Annotated in this window: 20 protein-coding genes, 2 tRNA genes and 1 pseudogene; 10 read left to right on the top strand and 13 right to left on the bottom strand. The window is 60.6% G+C overall.

Annotation, left to right across the window (positions count from 1 at the left end; all coding sequences use genetic code 11):
- Positions 1–12: 12 nt before the first annotated feature.
- Positions 13–702, bottom strand: a complete 690-nt coding sequence (locus CRO62_RS21550) for an HAD family hydrolase (protein WP_097101766.1) — start codon at positions 700–702, stop codon at positions 13–15.
- Between the two features lie 190 nt (positions 703–892).
- Between CRO62_RS21550 and CRO62_RS21555 the strand changes: the two genes are divergently transcribed.
- Positions 893–1,573, top strand: coding sequence for a GntR family transcriptional regulator (locus tag CRO62_RS21555; RefSeq protein WP_097103192.1), 681 nt, complete (start codon positions 893–895; stop codon positions 1,571–1,573).
- A 215-nt stretch (positions 1,574–1,788) separates the two neighbouring features.
- The gene (locus CRO62_RS21560) at positions 1,789–2,250 is read left to right on the top strand and encodes a DUF1284 domain-containing protein (protein ID WP_097103194.1); all 462 of its coding nucleotides are present in this window, start codon (positions 1,789–1,791) and stop codon (positions 2,248–2,250) included.
- Here CRO62_RS21560 and CRO62_RS21565 read toward each other — a convergent pair.
- The gene (locus CRO62_RS21565) at positions 2,210–3,310 is read right to left on the bottom strand and encodes a hypothetical protein (protein ID WP_097101769.1); all 1,101 of its coding nucleotides are present in this window, start codon (positions 3,308–3,310) and stop codon (positions 2,210–2,212) included. The genes CRO62_RS21560 and CRO62_RS21565 overlap by 41 nt on opposite strands.
- A 234-nt stretch (positions 3,311–3,544) precedes the next feature.
- Here CRO62_RS21565 and CRO62_RS21570 point away from each other — a divergent pair, with 234 nt between their 5' ends.
- Positions 3,545–4,687 carry a site-specific DNA-methyltransferase gene (locus CRO62_RS21570; protein ID WP_003511827.1) on the top strand — a complete coding sequence of 381 codons (1,143 nt, stop codon included), beginning with the start codon at positions 3,545–3,547 and terminating at the stop codon, positions 4,685–4,687.
- 407 nt (positions 4,688–5,094) lie between these two features.
- On the opposite strand, the gene CRO62_RS21575 is transcribed toward CRO62_RS21570, so the two are convergent.
- The 3 genes and pseudogenes from CRO62_RS21575 to mutY form a co-directional block, all read right to left on the bottom strand.
- The gene (locus tag CRO62_RS21575; protein WP_097101771.1) at positions 5,095–5,850 is read right to left on the bottom strand and encodes an alpha/beta hydrolase family protein; all 756 of its coding nucleotides are present in this window, start codon (positions 5,848–5,850) and stop codon (positions 5,095–5,097) included.
- Between the two features lie 68 nt (positions 5,851–5,918).
- A pseudogene (locus CRO62_RS21580) lies at positions 5,919–6,531 on the bottom strand (HAD family phosphatase).
- A complete protein-coding gene (gene mutY, locus CRO62_RS21585; protein WP_097101773.1) occupies positions 6,528–7,631 on the bottom strand; it encodes an A/G-specific adenine glycosylase in 1,104 nt (367 codons plus the stop codon). Before mutY ends, CRO62_RS21580 begins: the two are co-directional and overlap by 4 nt.
- A 96-nt stretch (positions 7,632–7,727) precedes the next feature.
- Here mutY and CRO62_RS21590 point away from each other — a divergent pair, with 96 nt between their 5' ends.
- The 3 genes from CRO62_RS21590 to CRO62_RS21600 all read left to right on the top strand — a co-directional run bounded on the left by CRO62_RS21590 (position 7,728) and on the right by CRO62_RS21600 (position 12,601).
- Positions 7,728–8,240, top strand: coding sequence for a DUF721 domain-containing protein (locus CRO62_RS21590; protein ID WP_097101776.1), 513 nt, complete (start codon positions 7,728–7,730; stop codon positions 8,238–8,240).
- Positions 8,241–8,368: 128 nt separating this feature from the next.
- Positions 8,369–9,049 carry a DsbA family protein gene (locus CRO62_RS21595; protein WP_003511833.1) on the top strand — a complete coding sequence of 227 codons (681 nt, stop codon included), beginning with the start codon at positions 8,369–8,371 and terminating at the stop codon, positions 9,047–9,049.
- Positions 9,050–9,133: 84 nt separating this feature from the next.
- Positions 9,134–12,601 (top strand): chromosome segregation SMC family protein, encoded by a 3,468-nt coding sequence (locus CRO62_RS21600; protein WP_097101780.1) that lies wholly within the window; start codon positions 9,134–9,136, stop codon positions 12,599–12,601.
- A gap of 270 nt (positions 12,602–12,871) precedes the next feature.
- On the opposite strand, the gene CRO62_RS21605 is transcribed toward CRO62_RS21600, so the two are convergent.
- Entirely contained in the window at positions 12,872–13,849 is a 978-nt protein-coding gene (locus CRO62_RS21605) for a VOC family protein (protein WP_097101782.1), read from the bottom strand.
- Between the two features lie 228 nt (positions 13,850–14,077).
- On the opposite strand from CRO62_RS21605, the gene ppdK reads away from it, so the two are divergent.
- Entirely contained in the window at positions 14,078–16,804 is a 2,727-nt protein-coding gene (gene ppdK, locus CRO62_RS21610) for a pyruvate, phosphate dikinase (protein WP_003511838.1), read from the top strand.
- Here ppdK and CRO62_RS21615 read toward each other — a convergent pair.
- Positions 16,782–17,054 (bottom strand): hypothetical protein, encoded by a 273-nt coding sequence (locus tag CRO62_RS21615; RefSeq protein ID WP_097101784.1) that lies wholly within the window; start codon positions 17,052–17,054, stop codon positions 16,782–16,784. The two genes, ppdK and CRO62_RS21615, sit on opposite strands and share 23 nt — an antisense overlap.
- Before the next feature lie 172 nt (positions 17,055–17,226).
- Positions 17,227–18,591: a dicarboxylate/amino acid:cation symporter gene (locus tag CRO62_RS21620; RefSeq protein ID WP_097101786.1), complete on the bottom strand. Its 1,365-nt coding sequence runs from the start codon at positions 18,589–18,591 to the stop codon at positions 17,227–17,229.
- A 531-nt stretch (positions 18,592–19,122) separates the two neighbouring features.
- Between CRO62_RS21620 and CRO62_RS21630 the strand changes: the two genes are divergently transcribed.
- Positions 19,123–20,043: a DUF1499 domain-containing protein gene (locus tag CRO62_RS21630; RefSeq protein ID WP_097101790.1), complete on the top strand. Its 921-nt coding sequence runs from the start codon at positions 19,123–19,125 to the stop codon at positions 20,041–20,043.
- Positions 20,044–20,165: 122 nt separating this feature from the next.
- Here the strand turns inward: CRO62_RS21630 and CRO62_RS21635 are convergent, their stop codons facing one another.
- Positions 20,166–21,074, bottom strand: coding sequence for an MBL fold metallo-hydrolase (locus tag CRO62_RS21635; RefSeq protein WP_097101792.1), 909 nt, complete (start codon positions 21,072–21,074; stop codon positions 20,166–20,168).
- Between the two features lie 202 nt (positions 21,075–21,276).
- Here CRO62_RS21635 and CRO62_RS21640 point away from each other — a divergent pair.
- Positions 21,277–21,351: transfer RNA gene (locus tag CRO62_RS21640), tRNA-Gln, on the top strand.
- A gap of 266 nt (positions 21,352–21,617) precedes the next feature.
- Here the strand turns inward: CRO62_RS21640 and mqo are convergent.
- On the bottom strand, positions 21,618–23,351 hold the full coding sequence (mqo, locus tag CRO62_RS21645) for a malate dehydrogenase (quinone) (protein WP_025592695.1): 1,734 nt from the start codon (positions 23,349–23,351) through the stop codon (positions 21,618–21,620).
- Between the two features lie 389 nt (positions 23,352–23,740).
- Positions 23,741–24,160, bottom strand: a complete 420-nt coding sequence (locus CRO62_RS21650) for a hypothetical protein (protein WP_003511854.1) — start codon at positions 24,158–24,160, stop codon at positions 23,741–23,743.
- Between the two features lie 264 nt (positions 24,161–24,424).
- On the opposite strand from CRO62_RS21650, the gene CRO62_RS21660 reads away from it, so the two are divergent.
- Positions 24,425–24,501 (top strand) — tRNA-Pro (locus CRO62_RS21660).
- 161 nt (positions 24,502–24,662) lie between these two features.
- On the opposite strand, the gene CRO62_RS21665 is transcribed toward CRO62_RS21660, so the two are convergent.
- Together CRO62_RS21665 and CRO62_RS21670 are read right to left on the bottom strand one after the other, a co-directional pair.
- Positions 24,663–24,983: a hypothetical protein gene (locus CRO62_RS21665; protein ID WP_097101797.1), complete on the bottom strand. Its 321-nt coding sequence runs from the start codon at positions 24,981–24,983 to the stop codon at positions 24,663–24,665.
- Positions 24,983–25,204: a hypothetical protein gene (locus tag CRO62_RS21670; protein WP_003511857.1), complete on the bottom strand. Its 222-nt coding sequence runs from the start codon at positions 25,202–25,204 to the stop codon at positions 24,983–24,985. The genes CRO62_RS21665 and CRO62_RS21670 overlap by 1 nt, the downstream gene beginning before the upstream one ends.
- Between the last annotated feature and the right edge of the window lie 160 nt (positions 25,205–25,364).

Here is a 25,364-nt window from a genome sequence, read left to right on the forward strand (position 1 = left end):
CCCCGTCACAACTCAAAAAGCGCCTTCCCATTCCGCCATCGCTGCAATAACGGCGGGCAGGTCCTGCATGCGTGAAATCACCGTTTCCGCGCCCGCATCCGTCAACCGGTCGGCATGGCTCGGATAGGTGTGGGATGCGCCGGTGAAGCCTATGACGCGCATGCCGGCTGCCTTTGCACCATGCACGCCGTGCACGGAATCCTCGATTACCACGGCGCGATCCGGTGACACGCCGAACTGGGCTGCGCCATGCAGGAAGATATCCGGCTTCGGCTTGACGCGGTCGGCTCCGAGATCCTTGGCGGAGTAGATATGCGGTGCGAAATAGGGCTTCAGGCCCACCTTCGTCAGCATCATGTCGAGGCGGTGGCTGGAGGAATTCGAGCAGATGCAGCGCGGTGTCGTCAGGCGCGACAGCGCGAACTTGACGCCCTCGATGATCTTCACGTCGCGTTCCAGCCGCGCGTCGAGCAGCTTTTCCGACTTGTCGAGCAGGGATGCGGACAACGGGATGCTGGCTTCGCTTTCCACCTGCAGGAGGATGTTTTTCCAGGTCATGCCGGCGAAACGCTCGCCCATTTCCTCGACGGAGATCGGATACCCGGCCTCGGTCAGAAGGCGGGACTCCACCTGTGCCGCGATGATTTCGGAATCGACCAGAACGCCGTCACAGTCGAAAATAATGAGGTCGAAGCCGCTCATGGGCGCTCCCTGTATCGGATTTGCCTTGGAAAAAGTGATGCCCGGGCTTTTAGACCAAGTCCGCGTCAAGCTCAACCAGCTGGCCCGCAAGGGTCGGTCGCGCCCGGCTCATAGCTGGGATTTGGCTTTGCGCGTTTCCTGCATGCAAAAACCGCTACACAGATCAGCGCCGGATGCGTTATGGGATGTTATGCCCAAGACAGCGAAAACCAGACCAGAAGATACCATTGCCGCACGCATCAGCCGCACTCTGGCTGACCGCATCGTGCGCGGTGAGCTGTCGCCGGGTGAACGTCTGAGGCAGGATCACATTGCCGCCGAATTCGGCGCATCGCATGTGCCGGTGCGCGAAGCGTTCCGCAGGCTGGAGGCGCAGGGCTTGGCCGCCAGCATTCCGCGTCGGGGCGTGCGGGTCGCGGATTTCGGCCTCGCCGATGTGCGCGAAGTCGCGGAAATGCGCGCCGCACTCGAGGTTCTGGCGCTGCGCCACGCCATTCCAAACATGACTTCAGCCATTCTCGACCATGCGGAGGCCGCCACGCTCGAGGGCGATAGCGCGATCGACGTGCAGCATTGGGAAGAGGCCAATCGCCGCTTCCATCGCCTCATCACGGCGCCTTGCAACATGCCGCGCCTGATGGAGGCGATCGACGGCCTGCATGCGGCGAGCGCCCGGTTCCTGTTTTCCGCCTGGCGGGCAGGATGGGAGCGCCGCACCGATACCGATCACCGCGCGATCCTCGACGCACTGCGCGGCGGCCGTGCCGAGGAGGCGGTGCGAATTCTCGACGGGCACGTGCAATGGATCGGCCGCAAGGCAATCCGCACCCCTTCAGGCTCGGTGCACGACGCCTTCGCCATCGTCGGATAGGCCGGGAACGATTGGCTGCGCTCGTTTGGACTCCGCCGGAAAAGTCGGTTATCGATATCCGCCCGCGATGACGATCCGCGGTGTGTGAAGGGAGCAGGGATGGCTGCTGATACGGCGAAATCACGGAGCGGATTTTTCCTTTGTCCGCCGATCTGTTTCCTTCATCGGAAATGCGTCCCGTGACTGTCCGCCTTCGCCCCCATCACCTTCTCTGCATGCTGACCTATGTGGGGAAGGGATATACCTCCGGCTTTGTCGAAAACTACGACCGTGTCGCCGCTCGGCTGAACGCCGGCGAAGAGGATATCGAGCTGGTTGATGGGCCGGACGATATCTGCGTTGGCCTGTTGTGCGAAAGCCATGCCCACTGTTTCAACGAGGGCGTGGTGCAGAGGGACGAGGCGGCCCGGCTTTCGGTTTCAACGCTTTTGAACGAGACAATCACCGCCGGAAAGCGGCTGCGGGCAACGCCGGAACTGCTGGAGAAAATGCGTCTGGCCTTCGCCGCCGGAGACATCCGGCAGGCCTGTCGCGGCTGTCAGTGGATTAGGCTGTGCGATCGCATCGCGGCATCAGGGTTTACCGGCGTGAAGATTGGCGAGCCACCGCCGCACCCGGCCGGGCAGCGGCTTGCTGCTACTCCGGCACATTCGTCTCGGTTCTCTCGGCGGCCTTGACCGTCGCCTTGATCTCCTTCGGTTCGCGCCCGGATTTCTTGTCGTAGCTCACCTTTACCGAATAATCGCCGGGATGCAGGGTCTCCTGATGCCGGGTGCCGTAACGGCCGGAAATTTCCTTTTGCGTGCCCTGGAGGTCCTTGGTCGTTTCGACGATGTCGATCCGCTCCGCACCCGGTGCCGTGATTGCCAGAACGCCAGCATCGAGGTTGAGGTTGATCTCGGTGCGTTTTCCGGCAGTTACTGTGAAGGGCTGTTCCACCGTGACCTTGCCAAGACGCGCGCGCATCACGAAATCGCCGGCAGGCATTTCCATGGTCTTGCCGGTGCCGTAAACGCCGTTGATGGTCTGGCGCGTGCCATCAAGCGTCTCCTTGGTTGAAAGCGCCTCGAAACGGATATCGTCCGTTTCCACTGCCTTGCCACCGTCCGTATAGGCGGCCTTGGCAACGACCACGCCGCTTGGGATGACAAGCTCGTGGCTGATCGTCTCGCCCGCCTTGATGGCAAGCGTTTCCTGCGCCCGCGCAGGGCCGATGCTGCCGGTGAGGAGGAGTTCGCCCGCCGGCACGAAGGTCGTGTTCTGGCCGTAGACGCTGTCCTTGAAATCGCCTTTTGTGATTTCGGTTTTCGCCTGGCTTTCCACATCGCCGCCGGGGCTGCGTTTTGGCACCACCGTCAGTTCCGCCGCGTCGAAATTCGCCTTTGGCCTTGTAAGACTTCCCTCCTTCACCTCGAAGGGTATTTCGCGACGGATGTTGCCCAGCGCTGCCACGCCGACATATTTGCCCGCAGGCAGCTTCGCTTCGAAGGTGGCGTCGTAGGAGCCGCCGGCATTGACGTCGCTGCGCACTCCGGCCCGGTCGGCCTTGTAAAAATCCCACCGCACCCTGTCGCTGTTGCCGAGCGAGGGGCCGCCATCGAACAGCACAGCGTCGGTGACGACGTTGTATAGCGGTGCCGGCTCCTGTGCCTCCAAGCTTGACGGCAGCGCCGCCAGAAGAAGAGCCGCGGAAAAGGCATGCACTGAAAAAGAAGCCACTCGCGTTACGGACGTCATTGCGGATTACCCCCTGAATTGCCGGTATTGCCACAGCACCGACATGCGGAACAGGGCAACCCGTTGTGCACAACGTTTTTGCTCCACTTCAGGTTCCCCGCCCGCGCCAGCAAATTGCGCGTGTAGGCCGCAACAACCATTTATTTCGCATTTTCCGTGACTTGTTCAGGCTTTGATAACCATCTTCGGTAACCATAAGCATCAGTAGAGAGTAAGCGTATGGAGCGAGTACCAATGGCAGCAGTTTTTCCGCTGGCCGATTTTCGGCGTGCCGGTTTTGATCGTGCGGGCGAGAGTGACGCCTGGAAAGACAGCATAATCAAAGGTGATTGTGTCGCTGCCTTGGATGCCCTCCCGAGCCAGTCGGTGGATGCGATTTTCGCCGATCCGCCCTACAACCTCCAGCTTGGCGGTACGCTTCACCGGCCAGATCAGTCGCTGGTTGATGCGGTCGATGACGAGTGGGACCAGTTCTCCTCCTTCGAGGCCTATGATGCCTTCACCCGCGCCTGGCTGCTGGCCTGCCGCCGCGTGCTGAAGCCGAATGGTACCATCTGGGTCATCGGCTCCTACCACAACATCTTCCGCGTCGGCTCCATGCTCCAGAACCTCGATTTCTGGATCCTGAACGATATCGTCTGGCGCAAGACCAATCCCATGCCGAACTTCAAGGGCCGCCGTTTCCAGAACGCCCATGAGACCATGATCTGGGCGAGCCGCGATCCGAAAGCCAAGGGCTATACCTTCAATTACGAAGCGCTGAAGGCCTCCAACGACGACGTGCAGATGCGCTCCGACTGGCTGTTCCCGATTTGCAGCGGCCATGAGCGGCTGAAAGGTGACGACGGCAAGAAGGTGCATCCGACCCAGAAGCCGGAAGCATTGCTGGCGCGCATCATCATGGCCTCCACCAAGCCTGGCGACATCGTGCTCGACCCGTTCTTCGGCTCCGGCACCACGGGTGCGGTTGCAAAACGTCTCGGCCGCCACTTCGTCGGTATCGAACGCGAACAGGATTACATCGACGCGGCCTCTGCCCGCATCGCCGCCGTCGAGCCGCTCGGCAAGGCGGAACTGACCGTCATGACCGGCAAGAGGGCCGAACCGCGTGTTGCCTTCAACACCCTGGTGGAAAGCGGCCTCGTCCGTCCCGGCCAGGTGCTGACCGATGCAAAGCGCCGTTATAGCGCCATTATTCGTGCCGATGGTACGATTGCATCCGGCGGGACTGCCGGCTCCATTCACCGTCTTGGTGCAAAGGTGCAGGGTCTCGACGCATGCAACGGATGGACGTTCTGGCACTTCGAGGATGGCGACCAGCTGAAGCCTATCGATGATCTGAGAACAATCATCCGCAGTGAACTGGCAAAGGCCTGACAGTCTAAAGCCCAGAAGGCTGAAGGCAACGATCCACCGCCCGCCATTGTCAGCATACGTCTCCGTCCGGTTTAGTACCTTCAGTCCCGGATGGAGAACGACCAACGCCCGGCACCTCGGTGTCGGGCGTTGGTATTTTTGAATATCTAAATTTAGCCAGACAAGTTTCGCGCAAGAGAACGGTCATAGTGTCCTACGCAAAGCAATGGTTGTGAAAATCCGGTTCGGAAAGTTCACGAAAACATTGCTGTCCCATGCCGCTCGCGGCAGGACTGGCGCAGGCCGGAGACCGCCATTTCCGCCTGCGCCAATTTTCTCTTCCGGATTTTTTGACAAACTTTGCCCCGCATCGGGCACCCTTCTGCCGGTCCTGCTTTTAGCATCGTGCGCCCGGTGCGACTATAGAATCAGTGAAAGGTTGCGGCAGGGGCAATTATTCTCATAAGAAAACGTCGAAGAACCGGGGCTGTCTGTTCGTTTGGAATACGATGCCCGCATTCAAAAGTATGAAGAGCTACGGACAATTCGGCCTCCGAAAGTGCATCTGCGAACCTCTCAGCTTGATCCACCGGTGCACGATCATCGTATTTGCCGTGTAAAAGCAGTGTGTCGGCACGGATTTTGTGCGCATGAAACAGTGCAGAGCGTTCTACAAAAGCTTTATCTGAAAGGCCGGCTTCTTTTTCGATGACCAGTTGTAGCCCCCGCGAACTGGTTCGGTACGCTCCTTTCAGATCGTAGACCCCACCCGACAGAATAAGAGCGCGCAGACTTGGCATCTGGGCGGCAACCATTGCCGAAGCGACTGCCCCGCGACTGTTGCCGCAAAGAATCATCCGTTCTGGATCGACCGAAGACTGATTCTTGAGAAAGCCCAGAGCGGCCATGATTGCCAGCTGAGTTTGCGGACCACAGAAATCTGTAGGGCCTTCGGATGCGCCAAAACCGGGCTGAGAAACCGCAGCCGTCGTCACGTTAAGGCGAGAGCAAAATCGAAGCAGCATCCCAGTATCGACAGCCTCCTTCGCACCCAGATGAAGGCCACCCTGATTGCCATGCACAAACAGAATAGCCCCTCTCGGTGCGCCTGAGGTTTGCATCTGGAAAAGTTCAACTGCGGCACCATCACCTCGATCAATGATATGTCGCGATATTGCTGACATGGCAACCCCAAGTTGAAGGGCGGGTGAGGAACTTACAAACTTCTGCTATCCGCAGCTTCCTTCATCTTCTACACCGTCACGCCGTATTCCCGCAGATCCTGCTTCAGCTTTTCCGCTCCGGTAAAATGCACCGCCTGCCAGCCGGCTGCCTTGGCGCCTTCGACATTCACGAGCGTATCGTCAATGAAGATGCTTGCGGCAGGGTCGAGACCAAATTCCTTCGCGTGCAGCTCGTAGATCGCCACATCCGGTTTCAGCAGCTTCACATCGCCAGAAACCGTCACGCCGCGCGACAGGGTGAGGAAGGGGAACATCTTCTGCGCTTCGCGGAAGGTATCGGAGGCGAAGTTGGTCAGCATCGTCACGTCGTGACCGTTGTCGATCAGGCCCGGTCATGATCGCGACGCTGTCGTCATAGGAATGCGAGACCATCTCATGCCAGAACTTGCGGAAGGCGCGGATATGCTCTTCCCGCTCGGGAAACTGCTCCATCAGCAGCGCCTCGGCGTGTTCCCAGCCGCGTCCGCGATCCTGTTCGAGGTTCCAGTCATGGGTGCAGACATTCTCGAAGAACCATTTGCGCTCGTCAGCATCGGGAATGAGGCGGCTATAGGGAATATGCGGATCGTAGTGGATCAGTACCTTGCCGATGTCGAATACGATATGCTCAATCTTGGTCATCGAAACTTCCTGCTTTCATCGAATGCGGATGGAATAGCCTGTGCGATGACTTTTTTCATCACCGTCGGCAAGGCTTGCGCGTCAAGATTTGTAACCGGCTCCCACCATCCGTCATCCGCGCCAGTTTCAAGCCCATCCGGCACCTGTGCCCGAAAGACGGTGAGCCGCAGCTCGAAATGGGTGAAGACATGCACGATGACGCCCGCCGCCTGCCAGGCAGCGGCAAAAGGCGCGTGGCTCGTGTCGGTGCCGCCGTCCACGCGGGCGGTCCATGCCGTTGTCGGCACCTCCGTCATGCCACCGAGAAGGCCGCTTTCGATGCGCCGCCGAAGCAGAATTTCGCCGCTTGTATTCACCGCCACGAAGGCGGCTCCCAGCCGCACCGGTTTTGCCTTTTTCGCTGCCTTGACCGGAAACCGCTCCGGCTCGTCATGGGCAAGCGCCAGACAGCCGCCGTTGAACGGACAGAGCGCGCAGGCGGGGCGCTTCGGCGTGCAGATCGTCGCGCCGAGATCCATCATCGCCTGCGCAAAATCGCCCGGCCGGTCGGAAGGCGTAAGCTCCGCCACCTTCGCCTTCATGGCGGGTTTCGAGCCGGGCAGGGGTGCATCTATGGCGAAAAGGCGGGAGATGACGCGCTCCACATTACCGTCCATCACCGCCGCCTGCCGGTTGAACGCAATGGCCGCCACGGCAGCAGATGTATAGTCGCCGATGCCGGGCAGCTTCTTCAGGCCCTCTTCGGTATCGGGAAAGACGCCGCCATGGTCTTTCGCCACGGCTTCCGCACATTTTTTCAGATTGCGGGCGCGGGCGTAATAACCAAGTCCCGCCCATGCAGCCATCACATCCTCAACCGGTGCCGCCGCCAGATCGCTGACATCAGGCCATGTCGCGAGGAACTTCAGGAAATAGGGTTTAACCGCCTGCACCGTCGTCTGCTGCAACATCACTTCAGAGAGCCAGACATGATAGGGATCGGCACGTTTTCCTTGTGCCGCCATGGCCGGCGAGGTGCGCCAAGGCAACTCGCGATGGTGGCGGTCGTACCATGCAAGCAGCATCTGCGCGTGCGATGACGGGGCGGTTTTTTGAAGCATGTTTGCCGTTTCTCTTCGATTCGGCCTATAGTTGGGCCATTCATACCGACCTATCAAGAAGCTCCGGACTGTCCGGTCCTGAAACCCGAGTGAAAAATGCGATATCCACGCAAAGGCGTCATCCAGATTGCCGAAATAGCCAATGGCATCATGGATCCCCTCCTGTCGAAACGGGCGGGCATCAACACGGCGCTGCTCGGCTCGTGGGACGAGATCGCCGGCGATGACTTCGCCGATTGCACGCGACCGGAAAAGATCACCTGGCCGCGTCGCGACGAGGGGCCGGATCGCGGCGGTTACCAGCCCGGCGTGCTGACGATTGCCTGCGAAGGCGCGCGCGCTCTGTTCCTCACCCATGCACAGGGCGAGCTCATCGCCCGCATCAATGGCTTTTTCGGCTTTCCGGCGGTACGCCAGATCAGGATCGTGCAGAAGCCGGTATCGCAGCCCGTTTCCCGCCGGCGAAAGCCGCCGCCGCTGCGCGGTGATGCGGCAAAACGTCTCGACGATATGATGGACGGCATCGAGAGCGAAGCGCTGCGCAAGGCAGTGGAAAGGCTCGGCACGGCGGTGATGCAGAAGAAGAAGCCGCGGGGCGGGACGATTTGATGTCGCGCACGGTCCTTGACTGGTCACAATTCTTTGACAAGAAGAGTTCAAAACCCCGCTTGTGATGAACAGGCCGTCGCTATATCGGAATCAACAGACAATAGAGTCTATTACCAACAGGTGCTTTCATGCATTTTTCCGAACTGACCATTTCCCGTCGCAGCCTTCTCGGCGGCGTTGCACTTGCTGCCCTTGCCACGGCCCTGCCGTTTGCCTTCACGCCGGGCGTTGCCCAGGCGCAGGAATTGCCTGAATCCACCGGTGACGTGGATATGGCTGCGGTGTTGAAGCCCGGTCCGCTGCCGGAAGCGGCGCTCGGCGATGCGAACGCACCCGTCAAGATCGTCGAATATATGTCGATGACCTGCCCGCATTGCGCCAATTTCCACAACAAGACCTTTGACGAGATCAAGAAGAAATACATCGATACGGGCAAGGCCTATTTTGTCATCCGCGAATTCCCGTTCGATCCGCGTGCCGCTGCTGCCTTCATGCTGGCGCGCTGCGCACCGGAAGGACAGTATTTCCCGTTCGTTTCCATGCTGTTCAAACAGCAGCAGAGCTGGGCAACAGCCCAGGATGCCCGTGCGGCCCTGCTGCAATTGTCGAAAATGGCCGGTTTCTCACAGGAGTCTTTCGAGGCCTGCTTGACGAACCAGAAGCTTCTGGATGATGTGAACGCAACGATGCAACGCGGTGCGACGGAATTCGGCGTCAACTCCACGCCGACTTTCATCATCAATGGCAAGAAATACGCGGGAGACATGTCGGTTGAAACCATGTCGGCTGTCATCGACAAGCTGCTCTGATCGCCGAACCCTTGAAGGAACGGGCGGCGGATATTTCCGTTCGCCCGTTTTTTATTGCCGTTATTTCAGGCGGAGCAGGGCGGCATGAAGTTCAACAAGCTCCGCGTCGTCGGTTTCAAATCCTTCGTTGAACCCTCGGAATTCATCATCGAGCCGGGTCTGACTGGCGTCGTCGGTCCCAATGGTTGCGGCAAGTCCAATCTGGTCGAAGCGCTTCGCTGGGTGATGGGCGAAAACTCCTACAAGAACATGCGCGCATCCGGCATGGATGACGTCATCTTCTCCGGTTCCGGCAATCGTCCGGCCCGCAACACCGCCGAGGTCGGCCTTTATCTCGACAATTCCGATCGCACCGCGCCCGCCGCCTTCAACGATGCCGATGAAATTCAGGTGACGCGCCGCATCGAGCGCGAAAACGGCTCGGTCTATCGCATCAACGGCAAGGAAGCGCGCGCCAAGGATGTGCAGCTTCTGTTTGCCGATGCCTCCACCGGCGCGCGTTCGCCCTCGATGGTGGGGCAGGGGCGTATCGGGGAACTCATCAACGCCAAGCCGCAGGCCCGCCGCCAGCTTCTGGAAGAGGCGGCCGGCATTTCCGGCCTGCATTCCCGCCGCCATGAAGCGGAGCTTCGCCTGCGCGCTGCCGAGACCAATCTGGAGCGGCTGGAGGACGTGACCGCCCAGCTTGAAAGCCAGATCGAAAGCCTGAAACGCCAGGCGCGGCAGGCCAACCGTTTCAAGATGCTGTCGGCGGATATCCGCGCCCGCGAAGCGACCCTGCTGCATATCCGCTGGGTAGAAGCCAAGGAAGCCGAAGGCGAAGCGGAAAGCGCGCTTAATCAGGCCACGAACATCGTTGCCGAAAAGGCGCAGGCGCAGATGGAGGCGGCCAAACAGCAGGGCATTGCCAGCCTGAAGCTGCCGGAACTGCGCGAGGATGAAGCGCGGGTCGCCGCCGCCCTGCAACGACTGCAGATCGCCCGCACCCAGCTGGATGACGAGGCGAACCGCCTGCTGCGCCGCCGTGATGAGCTGGCGCGCCGTCTGTCGCAGCTTGGCGAAGACATCGTTCGCGAAGAACGGCTTGTCTCTGATAACGCCCAGATCCTTGCCCGGCTCGATGAGGAAGAGGCAGACCTTCTCGAAATCCTCGCCGATTCCGGTCGCCATGCCGAAGAGATGCGCGAAGCCTTCGAGGCAGCTGCCGCGAAACTGACCGAAAGCGAAACCGTTTTCACTGCCATCACCGCCGAGCGCGCCGAGGCCGCCGCCGGGCGCCAGCAGCTGGAACGGGCGATTCGCGAGCTTTCCGATCGTAAACTCCGGCTGGAACGCCAGTCGCAGGAGGCATCCTCCGAGATCGATGCCGTCGATGAAAAACTCTCCGGCCTTCCCGATCCTTCGGAGCGCCGCGAGGCGGTCGAGGCAGCCGAGATCGCGGTGGAAGACGCGCTGATCGTGGCGGAGGAAGCCGAAGCCGCCGTTGCCGAGGCGCGTTCCGCCGAAGCGCTGGCGCGCGGCCCGCTGGAAACGGCGCGAAACCGGCTGAACGCTCTGGATACGGAAGCGCGCACCATCACCAAAATCCTGGCGGCCAGTGCTGCCGCCAATGGCAGCTTCACGCCGGTGGCGGAAGAAATGACGGTGGAACGTGGTTTTGAGGCAGCGCTTGGTGCAGCCCTTGGCGACGACCTCGAAAGTGCCCTTGATCCCGCTGCTCCCGCCTATTGGGCCGGCAATGGCGATGGTGCGGGCGATCCTGCTTTGCCCCAGGGCGTGAAGCCGCTTCTGAACTACGCGCGGGCGCCGGACGCATTAAGGCGCGGTCTCGCCCAGATCGGCGTTGCAGCCGACACTGCGGAAGCCTTGCGCCTGATGCCGTCGCTGAAGGCCGGCCAGCGGCTGGTGACGCGCGAGGGCGCGCTGTTTCGCTGGGATGGCCACATCGCCAGCGCTGATGCGCCGGGAGCCGCCGCCCTTCGTCTGGCGCAAAAGAACCGGCTTGCCGAAATCGAGACGGAACTGGAAGAGGCCCGTTTCAGTCTGGAGGAGGCCGAAGAACAGCTCTCCATCAGGACCGACGACATCAGAAGCGCCGAATTGCGGCTTTCGGAAGTGCGCGACAGAAGCCGGCTGGTGACGCGCCATCTTGCCGAGGCACGAGAGGCGCTGACATCAGCCGAACGCGCCTCGGGCGATCTTCTGCGCCGCCGGGATATCGTCTCGGAAGCGCTGAACCAGATCGGCGCGCAGATCGACGAGATCGTCGTTCAGGAAGAAAACGCCCGCATCGAAATGGAAGACGCGCCGGACCTTTCCGCCCTTGATCTGCGCCTGCGTGAAAGCCAGCTGGAAGTCGCCACGGACCGTGGCCTGCTGGCAGAAGCGCGCGCCCGCCACGAGGGGGTGAGCCGCGAGGCGGAAAGCCGCCAGCGCCGGCTTCAGGCAATCGCGCAGGAGCGCTCCACCTGGGCATCGCGGGCCGCCAGTGCCGCCGATCACATCGCCACCCTGCGCGAGCGTGAGGAAGAGGCGCGCGACGAAATCGCCGAACTGGACATTGCGCCGGAAGAGTTCGACGAGAAACGCCGCAACCTCCTGACCGAGCTTCAGAAAACCGAAGACGCCCGCCGCTTGGCCGCCGACCGGCTGGCGGAAGCGGAAAACCTGCAACGCGCCGCCGACCGGGTTGCCACCACTGCCCTTTCCGAACTGGCCGAAGCCCGCGAAAAGCGCGGCCGCGCCGAAGAGCGGCTTGTTTCCGCCCGCGAGAAGCGGCAGGAAACCGAACATCGCATCCGCGAAACGCTGAATACCGAGCCGCATATGGCGCTGCGCCTGACCGGCCTTGGTCCCGACCAGCCGAAGCCCGATATTCGCGATGTCGAGCGCGATCTCGACCGGCTGAAGATCGAGCGTGAGAGGCTGGGCGCCGTCAACCTGCGTGCCGAGGAAGAGCAGGCGGAGCTTTCCGCCAAGCTCGCGGCCCTCATCAAGGAACGCGACGATATCATCGACGCGGTGCGCAAGCTGCGCGCCGGTATCCAGAACCTCAACCGCGAAGGCCGTGAACGGTTGATTGCGGCCTTCGATGTGGTCAATTCGCAGTTCCAGCGGCTTTTCACCCATCTGTTTGGTGGCGGCACGGCGGAATTGCAGCTGATCGAATCCGACGATCCGCTGGAAGCCGGCCTGGAAATTCTCGCCCGTCCTCCGGGCAAGAAGCCGCAGACCATGACGCTGCTTTCCGGCGGCGAACAGGCGCTGACGGCCATGGCGCTGATCTTTGCGGTCTTCCTCACCAATCCCGCACCAATCTGCGTGCTGGACGAGGTGGACGCGCCGCTCGACGACCATAATGTCGAGCGTTACTGCAACCTGATGGACGAAATGGTGGCCTCCACCGAAACGCGTTTCGTCATCATCACCCACAATCCCATCACCATGGCGCGCATGAACCGCCTCTTCGGCGTCACCATGGCCGAACAGGGCGTGTCGCAACTGGTTTCCGTGGATTTGCAGACTGCCGAGCAACTGCGCGAAGCCGTCTGAGTTTCCCGTTCCGGGCCTGCCCCTTAAGCCTTGTCCATCGCGAATTTATCTGGCCGCATCACCCATTCGGGTGGGCGACAATGCGCGGCATTTTGCTATGTCTTTTTAAAAGGAATTTGGGCTCTTTCCAGACCCCCCATCCGGTTTCCTGTACCGGATGGAAAGCCTTGCGAGGTCGCTGCCGCGGCCTCGCAAGGCTTTTTTTGGTCTTGTGCCTCGCGTCCCTCGTTCCTGTACCAGTCACAGGAAACCAGCCGACTTGCCGCCCTCTTACACCGGCACCAACCGCAGCCGCGTGCCCCACGGATCAATCGCTTCCACAACCTTGTTTTCCATCTCCACCAGCACATAACCGGCCGCCCGCAGCCGCGTTTTCTGCGCTTCAAGGTCCGTGGGATTTTTGATGGCGAGAGAGAACCAGTCGAGGCCGGTTTCGGTGGCGTTGCGCTCTTTCGCGCCCCGGCTGTTCCATGTGTTGACGGCCAGATGGTGGTGATATCCGCCCGATGACAGGAAGGAGGCATCCGAACGGGCATCCTGCGTCGGTTTGAGACCAACGGCTTCCTCGTAAAAGGCGCGGGCGGCGGCAATCTCGCCGACCCTCAGGTGGATATGGCCGATGCGCATGCCGGAAGGTGCGGCCTCGTAATCGCTCTTTTTGGTGTCGGTCAGCGTTACGAGATCATCGACATCGAGCGGTTCGGTCCCCATTTTAACCACGCTGCCGCTCCAGACCCATGTGTCCTTCGGCCGGTCGCTGTAAACCTCGATGCCGTTGCCTTCGGGATCGTTCAGATAGACCGCTTCACTGACATTATGGTCGGCAAATCCCGACAGCGGCACCTGCTTCAAGGCCGCATGTACCAGCCATCGAGCGAGATCCTTGCGGGTGGGCATCAGATAGGCGACGTGGAACAGGCCGGCTGAGGTGGGGCTTTCATAATCCGCCGTTGGCTTGTGAACGAGATCAAGCAGGGGAACGGTGCCCGCGCCGAGCGTCACGCCCCGTGCGTTGCGCGCCACCTCATTCAGCCCGAGCACGGAACGGTAATAATCGATCATCGGATCGAGATCGCGCACCCGAAGCGCCACCTGACTGACATGCATCGGCGTGGTCAGCGCAAGGGGAAGGGCGGTGCCTGCACTTGCTGCGGGTGGGTCGCCTTCTGCTCTAAGAGCACCGGCAAGGGCGGTGGCGGCGCAAGAAATTCCGGCAAATTTCAACGTGTGGCGGCGAGTAAATTGCATGAATAATCTCTTTTTGGGCGATGTGAATGGCTTAGGGAACACTCCGTTTCTGCGCACTACACGAATGCGTCAGTAACGCTGTTATTTTGCTTTTGCGGCAATTCTGGCACGCAATTCGCCGCAATTATGCTGCACTGCGATGTAAACTGGACGTTGTGGCGTTTCCAACATGCTGCCAATGCTGTAGATGATAGAAAAATGACAACGCTTCTGGGTGGAGAGCGTGGAATGAAAAAGTGGGTTTATACCTTCGGCAACGGTGCTGCCGAAGGCCGGGCAGGTGACGTTGCTATATTGGGCGGCAAGGGTGCAAACCTTGCCGAAATGGCAAGTCTCGGCCTTCCCGTTCCCCCCGGCCTCACCATCATAACCGATGCCTGCGCCCTTTATCACAAGAACGGCCGCGATCTCCCCGAAGAGCTGAAGCTGCAGGTCATGGCCGGCCTTCACGGCATGGAAGCTGTAACCGGCAAGACATTCGGCGGCAGCCAGACGCCGCTGCTGTTGTCGGTTCGATCAGGCGCGCGTGCCTCCATGCCGGGCATGATGGACACGGTGCTCAATCTCGGCCTCAACGACCGCACGGTGCAGGCGCTGGGCCACGATGCGGGCGACGCCCGTTTCGCCTGGGACAGCTATCGCCGCTTCATCCAGATGTATGCCGATGTCGTCATGGGTCTCGACCATGAGCTGTTCGAGGAAATTCTCGAAGACGAGAAGGGCCGGCTCGGCCATGAATACGATACCGATATGTCGGCGGTCGAGTGGCAGCATGTCGTTGCTCTTTACAAGCAGCTGATCGAGGACGAGCTGGGAGAGGCTTTCCCGCAGGATTGCCATGTTCAGCTCTGGGGCGCGATCGGCGCAGTCTTTGCCAGCTGGACGAACCATCGCGCCGTGACCTATCGGCACCTGCACAATATTCCCGGCGATTGGGGCACGGCGGTCAACGTCCAGGCCATGGTCTTTGGCAACCTCGGCTCGTCATCGGCAACCGGCGTTGCCTTCACCCGCAATCCCTCCACCGGAGAGGCGGAGCTTTACGGTGAGTTCCTCGTCAATGCTCAAGGCGAAGACGTGGTGGCGGGTATCCGCACGCCGCAATCCATCACCGAGGCCGCGAGGCTGGCGTCGGGTTCCGACAAACCCTCCATGGAAAAGCTGATGCCGGAGGCTTTCGCCGAGTTCATGGTGATCTGCAAGCGGCTGGAGACCCACTATCGCGACATGCAGGATCTGGAATTTACCATCGAGCGCGGCAAGCTCTGGATGCTCCAGACCCGTTCCGGCAAGCGCACCACGCGCGCCGCCATGAAGATCGCCGTCGATATGGTCGAGGATGGGCTGATTTCGCAGGAAGAAGCCGTCTGTCGCATCGAGCCGTCCTCGCTCGACCAACTGCTGCACCCCACCATCGATCCCGGTATTTCCCGGCCCATCATCGGCTCCGGCCTGCCTGCCTCCCCGGGGGCGGCAACCGGCGAGATCGTCTTTACCTCGGAAGAAGCGGTCGCTGCGGAAGCCGAAGGCCGAAGCGTCATTCTGGTCCGCATCGAAACCAGTCCGGAAGATATTCACGGCATGCATGCCGCCGAAGGCATTCTGACGACGCGCGGCGGCATGACCAGCCACGCCGCCGTGGTGGCGCGCGGCATGGGCATTCCCTGTGTTACCGGTGCGGGTTCGATGCGTGTGGATATGCGCAACAAGGTGCTGATCGGCGTTGGCTGCATGCTGAAACGCGGCGATGTCATCACCATCGACGGCTCTTCCGGCCGGGTGATGAAAGGTGAAGTGCCGATGACGCAGCCTGAACTGTCTGGCGACTTCGGCAAGCTGATGCAATGGGCGGATAATCTGCGCCGTATGACGGTGCGCACCAACGCCGATACACCGGCCGACGCCCGCGCCGCCCGTGCCTTCGGTGCAGAAGGTATAGGTCTTTGCCGCACCGAACATATGTTCTTTGAAGGCGACCGCATTCATGTGATGCGCGAGATGATTCTCGCCGAAAGCGAAAAGGGCAGGCGGGCAGCGCTTGACCGGCTTTTGCCGATGCAGCGTTCGGATTTTACCGAGCTTTTCCAGATCATGCACGGCCTGCCGGTGACGATCCGCCTGCTTGATCCGCCGCTGCACGAATTCCTGCCGAAGAGCGATGGCGAGATCGTAGAGGTCGCCGCCGCCATGGGCATGCCGCAGACCGTGTTCCGCCAGCGGCTGGATGCGCTGCACGAATTCAACCCCATGCTCGGCCATCGCGGCTGCCGGCTTGCCATTTCCTATCCGGAAATTGCCGAAATGCAGGCGCGCGCCATTTTTGAGGCTGCGGTTGCGGCGGCGCGCATCACCGGTGCGCCTGTCGTGCCTGAGATCATGGTGCCGCTGGTTGGCCTCCGGTCCGAACTCGATTACGTCAAGGCCGTCATCGACACGGTGGCCGCCGAGGTGGCGGAAGAGACCGGCATGACGCTCGAATATCTGACCGGCACCATGATCGAGTTGCCGCGTGCGGCGCTGCGCGCACATGTGATTGCGGAAGCTGCGGAGTTCTTCTCCTTCGGCACCAACGACCTGACGCAGACGACCTTCGGCATTTCCCGTGACGACGCGGCGCGTTTCATCAACACCTATCAGCGCAAGGGCATTATTGAACGCGATCCGTTCATCTCGCTCGATTTCGACGGTGTGGGAGAACTGATCCGCATTGCCGCCGAGCGCGGCCGCCAGACGCGGCCGGAGCTGAAACTCGGCATCTGCGGCGAACATGGCGGCGACCCGGCCTCGATCCATTTCTGCGAGGATGCGGATCTCGACTACGTGTCCTGTTCGCCCTTCCGCGTGCCCATCGCGCGTCTTGCCGCCGCGCAGGCGACACTTGCCGCAAGGGCAAGGCAGGGTGAGACCGCCAGCAATGTTGCCTTCATTCCGGTCAGGGGTTTGGTTGGACGATGATCCGCCGCTCCACCACCACCGGCCGGTAGAACATGTCGCGGTTCATCTGCGCCTGCCAGGCGCGGTTGTCGGCGCGGCGGTCGAGATCAAGGTCCAGCAGGCATCCGGCCATCTGGTCCGTACCGGTGCGGAAACCATAACCCCGGCACGTCGCCTCATCCCGCGCCCGGCGCTCTTCCGGCGTCAGCGTCTGGCAGGCGGTGAGCGCCAGCATGGCGGCAAGCGAACCTAAGACGATGGAAACGCGCATTTTGTTTCTCCCCGGAGCATGACAGGTGGACGGCACTTTTATGGCCGCGATTGATACGCCTGTTTTTACGCGGGGAAAAGCCGCGTCGGGGCGGAAAGTTGCATCGGGCGATTGTTGCAAGATTGGTCTTGCAGGCGGCCGCAGGATACAGCCGCCTGGAACGTTACTACACTCAGGCAGGAACCGCGTCGCGGTCATCGAGCGCCTCGATGTCCTTGGCGTTGTTGTAGACTGCCTCGTCCAGAATGCCTTCACGTTTGGCGACGATGGTGGGCACCAGCGCCTGACCGGCGACGTTGACGGCCGTGCGGCCCATGTCGAGAATCGGGTCGATGGCGAGCAGCAGGCCAACACCTTCGAGCGGCAGGCCGAGCGTGGAGAGCGTCAGCGTCAGCATCACCACGGCACCCGTCAGGCCCGCCGTTGCGGCCGAGCCGAGCACCGAGACGAACACGATCAGCACATAGTCCTGAATGCCGAGCGGCACCTGGAAGAACTGGGCGATGAAGATCGCCGAAATCGCCGGATAGATGGCGGCGCAGCCGTCCATCTTGGTGGTGGCGCCAAGCGGCACGGCGAAGGCGGCATATTCGCGCGGCACGCCGAGGCTCTTTTCCGTCACGGTTTCGGTGACCGGCAGGGTGCCGATGGAGGAGCGCGACACGAAGGCGAGCTGGATTGCCGGCCATGCGCCCGCAAAGAAGCGCGACGGCTTCAGGCCATGGGCGAGAAGCAGCGCCGGATAGACCACGAAGAGAACCAGCGCCAGACCGATATAAACGGCCGCCGCATACCAGCCAAGCTGCGAAAGCGTCGTCCAGCCATATTGGTCAACGGCGCGACCGAGCAGGCCGATGGTGCCAATGGGCGTGAGGCGGATGACCCACCACAGGATCTTGCGCACGATGGCAAGCAGCGACTGGTTGAAGGCAAGGAACGGCTCCGCCGCCTTGCCCGCTTTGAGCGCCGCGACACCAAAGGCGATCGACACCACGAGCAGCTGCAACACGTTGAAGTTCAGCGAGGTGCTGGCGGAACCGTTGTTGAGCTTGGTCGAAGCCTCAAGGCCGAACACGTTGGCCGGCACGAGACCCTTCAGGAAGTCGAGCCAGGAGCCGGTGGAGGAGGGTGCTGCCGCTGCCGTATTGGCAATCGCGGTGTTCACACCCGGCTGAATGACGAGGCCAAGGACGATGCCGATGACCACGGCGATCAGCGCGGTGATGGCGAACCACAGAAGCGTCTGCCAGACCAGCTTTGCCGCATTGGAGAGGTTCTTGAGATTGGCGATGGAGGCGACGATGGCTGTGAAAATCAGCGGCGGCACCAAAGCGCGCAACAGCTGCACGAAGATGCTGCCGATGGTCTGCAACGTCACGGAAAGCCAGTTCGGGCTGCCGGCGGCATCAGGGCCGATATTGCGCGCAACGAGCCCGAGCAGCAGGCCGATGACCATGGCGATCAGAACCTGAAAGCCGAAATTGCGATAAAAGGGTTTTGACCCGGATGAGCGGGCTGGCGTCGTTGCCTGTGACATGGCTTGTCTCTTTTTTATGCAAGAAAACGAGGATAATGCACTTTTTACACGCATTCTCGAAGGAAGGGGCGAAGAATACGCCGATTTCCTCAGCAAATAAGGGATGAGCTTGCGTATTTGTTTCGCTGCCGGTGCATTATTCTCTTAAGTGGAGACAATGCGGAAAAATATTCCGCTCTATCGTGGCCTTGGCCTTTCACGCGCTCAAAACGATGTCGGAGGCTCGAAGAGCGTTTGCGTTTGCTGAGGCCGTTGCGTTCCCACTCCGTCACCCCGGACCAGATCCGGGGTCCATTGCGATCAAGTCCTTGATCGCGGGAGGCTTCTTTCAGGATGCAGACGCGCCGTGGCTGGATGCCGGATCAAGTCCGGCGCGACTAAGGCGGGTTTACGCACTTTACCCGCAGATCAGACCCGTCCTTGTTTTCCTCACCGCAAATCCGGTCTATGACATCATATGCAGGTGATTCCCTTGCCAGATTTCGGGTGCAACGCTTTTACGCCAATGCGATCTTACGGATATCCGCTTCCATGACTGTGCGTTTCGTCCGGCCTTTTTCAGTTGCAGCCTATCTTTCCCGCTATGTCGGTCTGGCGGCGCTGGCGCTTTTTCTTGTCGCCGCCGGCATCCACCGTTTCGGACCGTTGACGACGCCCGATCTCGTCGGCCTGCTGATGATTGCCGCTGGAATCGCTCTGGTGACGATGCTTCTGGCGTTGGTTGGTCTTGAACGGCTGTGGACCACGGGCGCGCGCGGCGGCCTTTCTGCGCTTGCGGCCCTGCTGTTGTCGGCACTGCCGCTCGGCGTCGTCGGTTACGGCGCTTTTCTGTACTGGCAGCAGCCAAAGATTTACGACATCTCCACCGATCTTGCCGATGCGCCGGAATGGCTGGTGCCGCCCGTTGCCAATCAGCAATGGCTGACAAGACCCGCGGCCGTTTCCAAAGAGGACCGCGACGCGCAGGCCGTGGCCTATGCGAGCCTTGCCGGACGCCGTTATGAAGGTGCGATAGACCGCATCTACACCGCCGCCAAAAAAATGGCCGCCGCCCAGAGCATCCGCATCACCCATACCAAAGGCGTCATCGGCACCGTGGAGCCGCCCTCCGTCGGCGTTCCCGAACAGGACAAATCGCAGCCCACCGAGGAAGCGCCGGTAGAAGACCTGCCCTCCATCGTGCCGGTTCCCATGGCCCGGCCGGTCGAGGCGCCGCAGCCCACCTTCTTTAACGGCAGCGGCGTGGTGCTGATGCAGGGCGAAACGCGCACGCGCATCTGGGGCCTGCGTTTCGACATCCTCATCCGCCTGAAAGAAGAGGCGGAAACCACGATCGTCGATGTGCGCGTTGCCTCCCGTTACGGCCCGCACGATCTCGGTATGGGTGCAGCAATCGCAGAGGCCTATCTCGATGCGCTGGATGCGGAAATGCAGGGCCTGAACGACAATTGAGGCCTAGTTTCCTTCTTCGTCATTCCGGCTCAAGGCCGGAACGACGGGAAATGCGACGGTGGTTGAAATCCGTGAACCGGATATGATGACGCCGATCTGAGCGTTGCGCGGAGACGCCTGCCTCACGCCGGAAAATATTCTCCCAGCAATGAAGGCGCACCCTCGGTCCGCACCTCGCCCTTTTCAATCAGGTCTTCGATATGGGCCAGTACGGAAAGTGCCGCAGCCCCGTGCAGGCGTTTGTCGGTGCTGGCATAGATCACCTTCACCATATCGGCGATCCGCCGGTCGCCTTCCCGGATGCGCTTCAGAACCGCCCGTTCCCGCATGCGGCGGTGGGCGCGAAGCCCGCGCATGAAGGCTGCGGGATCGTTGACCGGGCCGCCATGGCCGGGCAGGAACAGCCGGTCGTCGCGGGCGAGCAGGCGCTCCAGCGAGGCCATGTAATCGCTCATCGACCCATCAGGCGGTGCGACGATGGTGGTGGCCCAGGCCATGACGTGATCGGCGGAAAAGACGATGCCGCTGCCTTCCAGTGCGAAAGCGGCGTGGTTGGCGGTGTGCCCCGGCGTGTGCAGGGCCGTCAGCGCCCAGCCGTCGCCGGAAAGGCTCTGCCCGTCGCCAAGTGCCACATCCGGCACGAAAGCCGTATCGGAACTTTCGGCGAAAGGATTGGTCTCGCCCACATGCAGTGGCCGGGCGGCGCGGTGCGGGCCCTCCGCAACCGTGATCGCGCCGGTCGCCTGCCGCAACCGCTGTGCAAGCGGCGAGTGATCGCGATGGGTGTGGCTGACGAAGATATGGGTGACCTCGCGGCCATCAAGCGCCGCCATCAGGGCCTGAAAATGCGCCTCATCCTCCGGACCGGGATCAATGACGGCAACGGACCGGTCGCCGACGATATAGGAGTTGGTGCCATGGAAGGTAAACGCGGAAGGATTGTTGACGGTGATGCGCTGGATGAGCGGGGCAACGGGCACCGCCTCGCCATAGGCCGGCCTGAAATCGAGATCGAATGCCGGGTCCGCCATCAAGACCTCCTGAAATATGCCATGCCACGCAGAGCCGCAGCCTCAGCCGCGCAATCGCCAAGCCCTAACATGCCATGTCAGGCACGGCATCCAAAAAGCTTGGATTTTGTGAAAAAATAAGCCGTCAGGTCATTGCCGCGTCGGGCAGGCTTTGCTAATCAGGCCCGGTTCAGGCAGCGGCGTTTCGCCCAAGCTGCCCTGTTGGGGCGTCGCCAAGCGGTAAGGCACCGGTTTTTGGTACCGGCATTCCCAGGTTCGAATCCTGGCGCCCCAGCCATCACTTCCAAAATCAGAACAGCGTGCACAGGTGCCGGCGTGCATCTATCAGCCGTACCATTTTTCGCTGCGATCCCGGATGCTGTGAAGCGCGAAAACCTGTCCTCCGTCATCATCAGGCTTGCCCGCAGGATCCACAAGCCGTTGAAATCAATGAATCCTCGCGAAGAGGCCAAGGATGACGCGTGTGTGTTAAAGGCCTGCTTAAACAGAAACGCCGCGCATCCAAAGACACGCGGCGTCCAAACTTAAAATCGCGGCTAAGCTTTAAAGCGCTATATCCGGAACCTTCTTCACCGGCGCGCCAGCAGGTGCCGCTCCCGCGCCCTTCAGCGCGCCAAGATCGATCTGCGGCGGGGTCGGCAATTGCAGGTGTTCGGCCGTATAGGCCCATTCCTGCTGTACTTTTTCCGGGTCGTCATTGAGCTTGGTGCCGTAGCTCGGCACGATCTGGCGAATCTTGGCCTGCCATTCCGGTGTTGCCACCTTGTCCTTGAAGACTTTTTCCAGAACGCTCAGCATGATCGGTGCGGCCGTGGAGGCGCCAGGGGAGGCGCCGAGCAGGCCGGCGATGCTGCCATCCTGCGCGGCGACGATTTCCGTGCCGAGCCTGAGTACGCCGCCCTTTTCCTCGTCGCGCTTGATGATCTGCACGCGCTGGCCCGCCTGCCACAGGCGCCATTCGCCCTGCTTTGCGTTCGGGAAATATTCCTTCAGCGCGGCAAAGCGGTCGTCGTCCGACATCATCAGCTGGCCGGCGAGATATTCCACCAGCGGATATTCATCGATGCCGACGCGCACCATCGGCCAGGCATTGCTTGTCGTGACGGAGGAGACGAGATCGAAATAGGAGCCTTCCTTCAGGAACTTGGTGGAGAAGGTGGCGAAAGGTCCAAACAGGATGACACGCTTGCCGCCAAGCACGCGGGTATCCAGGTGTGGAACCGACATGGGCGGCGAGCCGACCGAGGCCTTGCCGTAGGCCTTGGCCAGATGCTGCATCGTCACGTCAGGATTGTCGTTGATCAGGAACGAGCCACCAACCGGGAAACCGGCGTAATTGTCGCCTTCCGGAATACCGGACATCTGCAACAGATGTAGCGCACCGCCGCCGGCGCCAATGAACACGAATTTCGCATCCACGGTCTGCTCAGCATCGGTCTTCAGGTTGCTATAGGTGACACGCCAGCTGCCATCGGCATTGCGCTGGATATCGGAAACCTCGCTGTTGACCTGCAGGTCGAAATTCCGGTCGCTTTGCAGATGCGAAACGAACTGGCGGGTGATCTCGCCGAATTCCATGTCGGTGCCGAGCGGCGACCAGGTCGCGCCGATCTTCTGGGAAGGATCGCGGCCTTCCATCATCAGCGGCACCCATTTCTTAAGCTGCTCGGGGTCGCTGGAATATTCCATGCCGGCAAAAAGCGGGCTTGCCTTCAACGCCTCGTAGCGCTTTTCGAGATAGGCGATGTTCTCATCGCCCCAGACGAAGCTCATATGCGGCGTGTGGTTGATGAAGGAGCGCGGGTTCTTCAAAACGCCGTTACGCACCTGCCATGCCCAGAACTGCCGCGAAATCTGGAAGGATTCGTTGATGTTGACGGCTTGGCTGATCTTGATGTTGCCGTTGTCGTCTTCCGGCGTGTAGTTCAGCTCGGCAAGCGCGGAATGGCCGGTGCCGGCATTGTTCCAGCCATTGGAGCTTTCAAGCGCCACGCCGTCCAGCCGCTCGAGCATCTGCATCGACCAGGTCGGCTCCAGTTCACGCAGCCACACGCCGAGCGTCGCGCTCATGATGCCGCCACCGATCAGAAGCACGTCGACCTTCTTGGTAGCCGTATTGGCGAGAAGTGAGGATGTCGGCAGCGCTGTTGCTGCAAGCCCTGCGAGCGCAGTGCCGAGAACCTGTCTGCGGTTCATTGGAAGCGCATGGGAGGGAAGCGCGTCTGAGGAAAGATCAGTGAGCTGGGATTTGTCTTGATCGATGGGAGTCACGGCCATACCTGATTCTTGTTTTGTGTTAAAAACACTCCTCCCAGCCGCCCCGTTACAGCAAAGCGGAAACCGGCACAACCCTGACTTATTCACTCCAGTTCAAGCGCTTTTGCGGGGATTTTGCCGGGACATAAGGTCGCATTGGCGGTTTTTGCCATTTTGCGGATTGTCATTTTTGTGGTCGCGAGGATTAGACGGTGCTTTCAAACGGTTGAAAGTGTCTCAAGCGCGAATATCGCGAAAAAGCCGTCAATTCGGCGTTTGCCGCGCTTGGCGGATCAGGCCGCGCTGTCCCGTGTGAAAAAAATTCAGGAAAAATGACAATAATCGCAAAAAAGTGAAAAGGCCCGCCGGTTAGGGCAGGCCTTGGCTCGTTTCGTCTGCTGGACGAAAACTCAGTTTGCGGCGAGGAATTCCGCGCAATAGCTCGGGCCGTTGACGCCGGGGCGATCTGAAACCGTGCGTACCGAAGTGATCGTGTAGTCGCTGGAGACGGTGAGCTGAACCGTACAGGAGAGCGAGGCGGTGCGGGCGGGCGAAATCTGGCGACCCTTCTTGCCATCCTTGCCTTCTTCGAACTTGGCCGGAATGGTGGCCTTCTTGTAACCGCCGCGCCAGTTATAGATGGTCGAGCTGCCGGTTTCCGTGTCGCTCAGCGGCGGGCCGAATTTTGCAAAGAAAATACCTGCGGACTGACCGACCCACCGCGTTTCAACGGGGCTCTTCTGGGTGAAGGAAGGGGCAGAGCCCGTCGATGTCGTGCAGGCGGAGAGCGCAATGGCGAGCCCTGCGAGCGTTACGCTGCGAAATAGCATGGTGAAATGTCCTTTGTGCCGTGTCCGGCTTCCCGCCGGTCATTACGTTCCCCTAGCAGATTTGGCGGCGACGGGCAGGGGAGCTGTGCCGCTTGACGAAAATTTCCTGCCACAATTGCTTTTTTGTAACGTTTTCCGGCACGCCGCCCGGTGCGGCAGGCACTTCGCGACCGCCCTGCGCAGCGCGCTGAAAACTTGTCACAAAAAATGCAATATGCCGCTTGTCGAATGCCGGAGGCTGGTCTATAGAAGCGCCGCTGGTCACGGAGTGTAGCGCAGTCTGGTAGCGCACGTCGTTCGGGACGACGGGGTCGGAGGTTCGAATCCTCTCACTCCGACCAGCTTAAGCCCAATATTTCCCGGGGCTTTCAAATGGTCCCAACACTTTCTGAAAATCCTTAAATCAAGGCCTTGTAGCGAAACCTGACCGTTTCAAACCGGACGGGTAAACGCATTTGGCTTCCGCGCCTGCAAATCGCGACTTTGGTGATTGCACGGGAGGTCAATTTCTCATCCTCGCCAACGGGAGAATGAGCAAAACGCAAACAACGGCCGTCGGCCAGAAGTCGGTTAAACCATCCCAGGACCAATTCCAGAAGTAATAACCTTCCAGATGGGGAGGAGGCATTTCTACGGACACCTCGTAGTCCCGCTTTTCCCGGCCATGGAAATGACCGGCGGCGAAGGCCATCCCGATTATCCACGCCATTCGCCAGCTAACGAGCAGGCGAAACAGAACGGCGACAATCGCCGCCATGATGACGGCCTCTAGAATGTGCCCCGCCCAATCCCAATGGTCTTGAATGTAAGTCCAGTCGATCATTAGCGGTAGCGGTAATCACCACGCCAGTCGCGACGATCACGCCAATCCCTCCGGTCGCGCCAGTCGCGACGGTCATAGTCACGGTAGTGGCGATCGCGTTCATAGGTGCGGTAGTACACGCCTGTCGTATAATATCCGCCGCTACGGTAGCCCCGATCATCGACACAGCCGCTTAGGATGCCCACCGAAACCAGGCAGATCGCCGCAGTCAGAATTTTCATAATCTTCATCTCCCAATGACGGACACTAACGTGCGCTGAACCACGCAGTTCCATTGCTGAGAGAGTGAGGTGTCGGTCATTAACCGGGCCTGAACACATTCCCATGGCGCTGGCCATCTTCTCGGCTCCGCCAAGCTTCGCAAACTGATGCGTTTGACGT

It is taken from the genome of Rhizobium sp. AN6A, assembly GCF_900215635.1.
Taxonomy (GTDB): domain Bacteria; phylum Pseudomonadota; class Alphaproteobacteria; order Rhizobiales; family Rhizobiaceae; genus Agrobacterium; species Agrobacterium tumefaciens.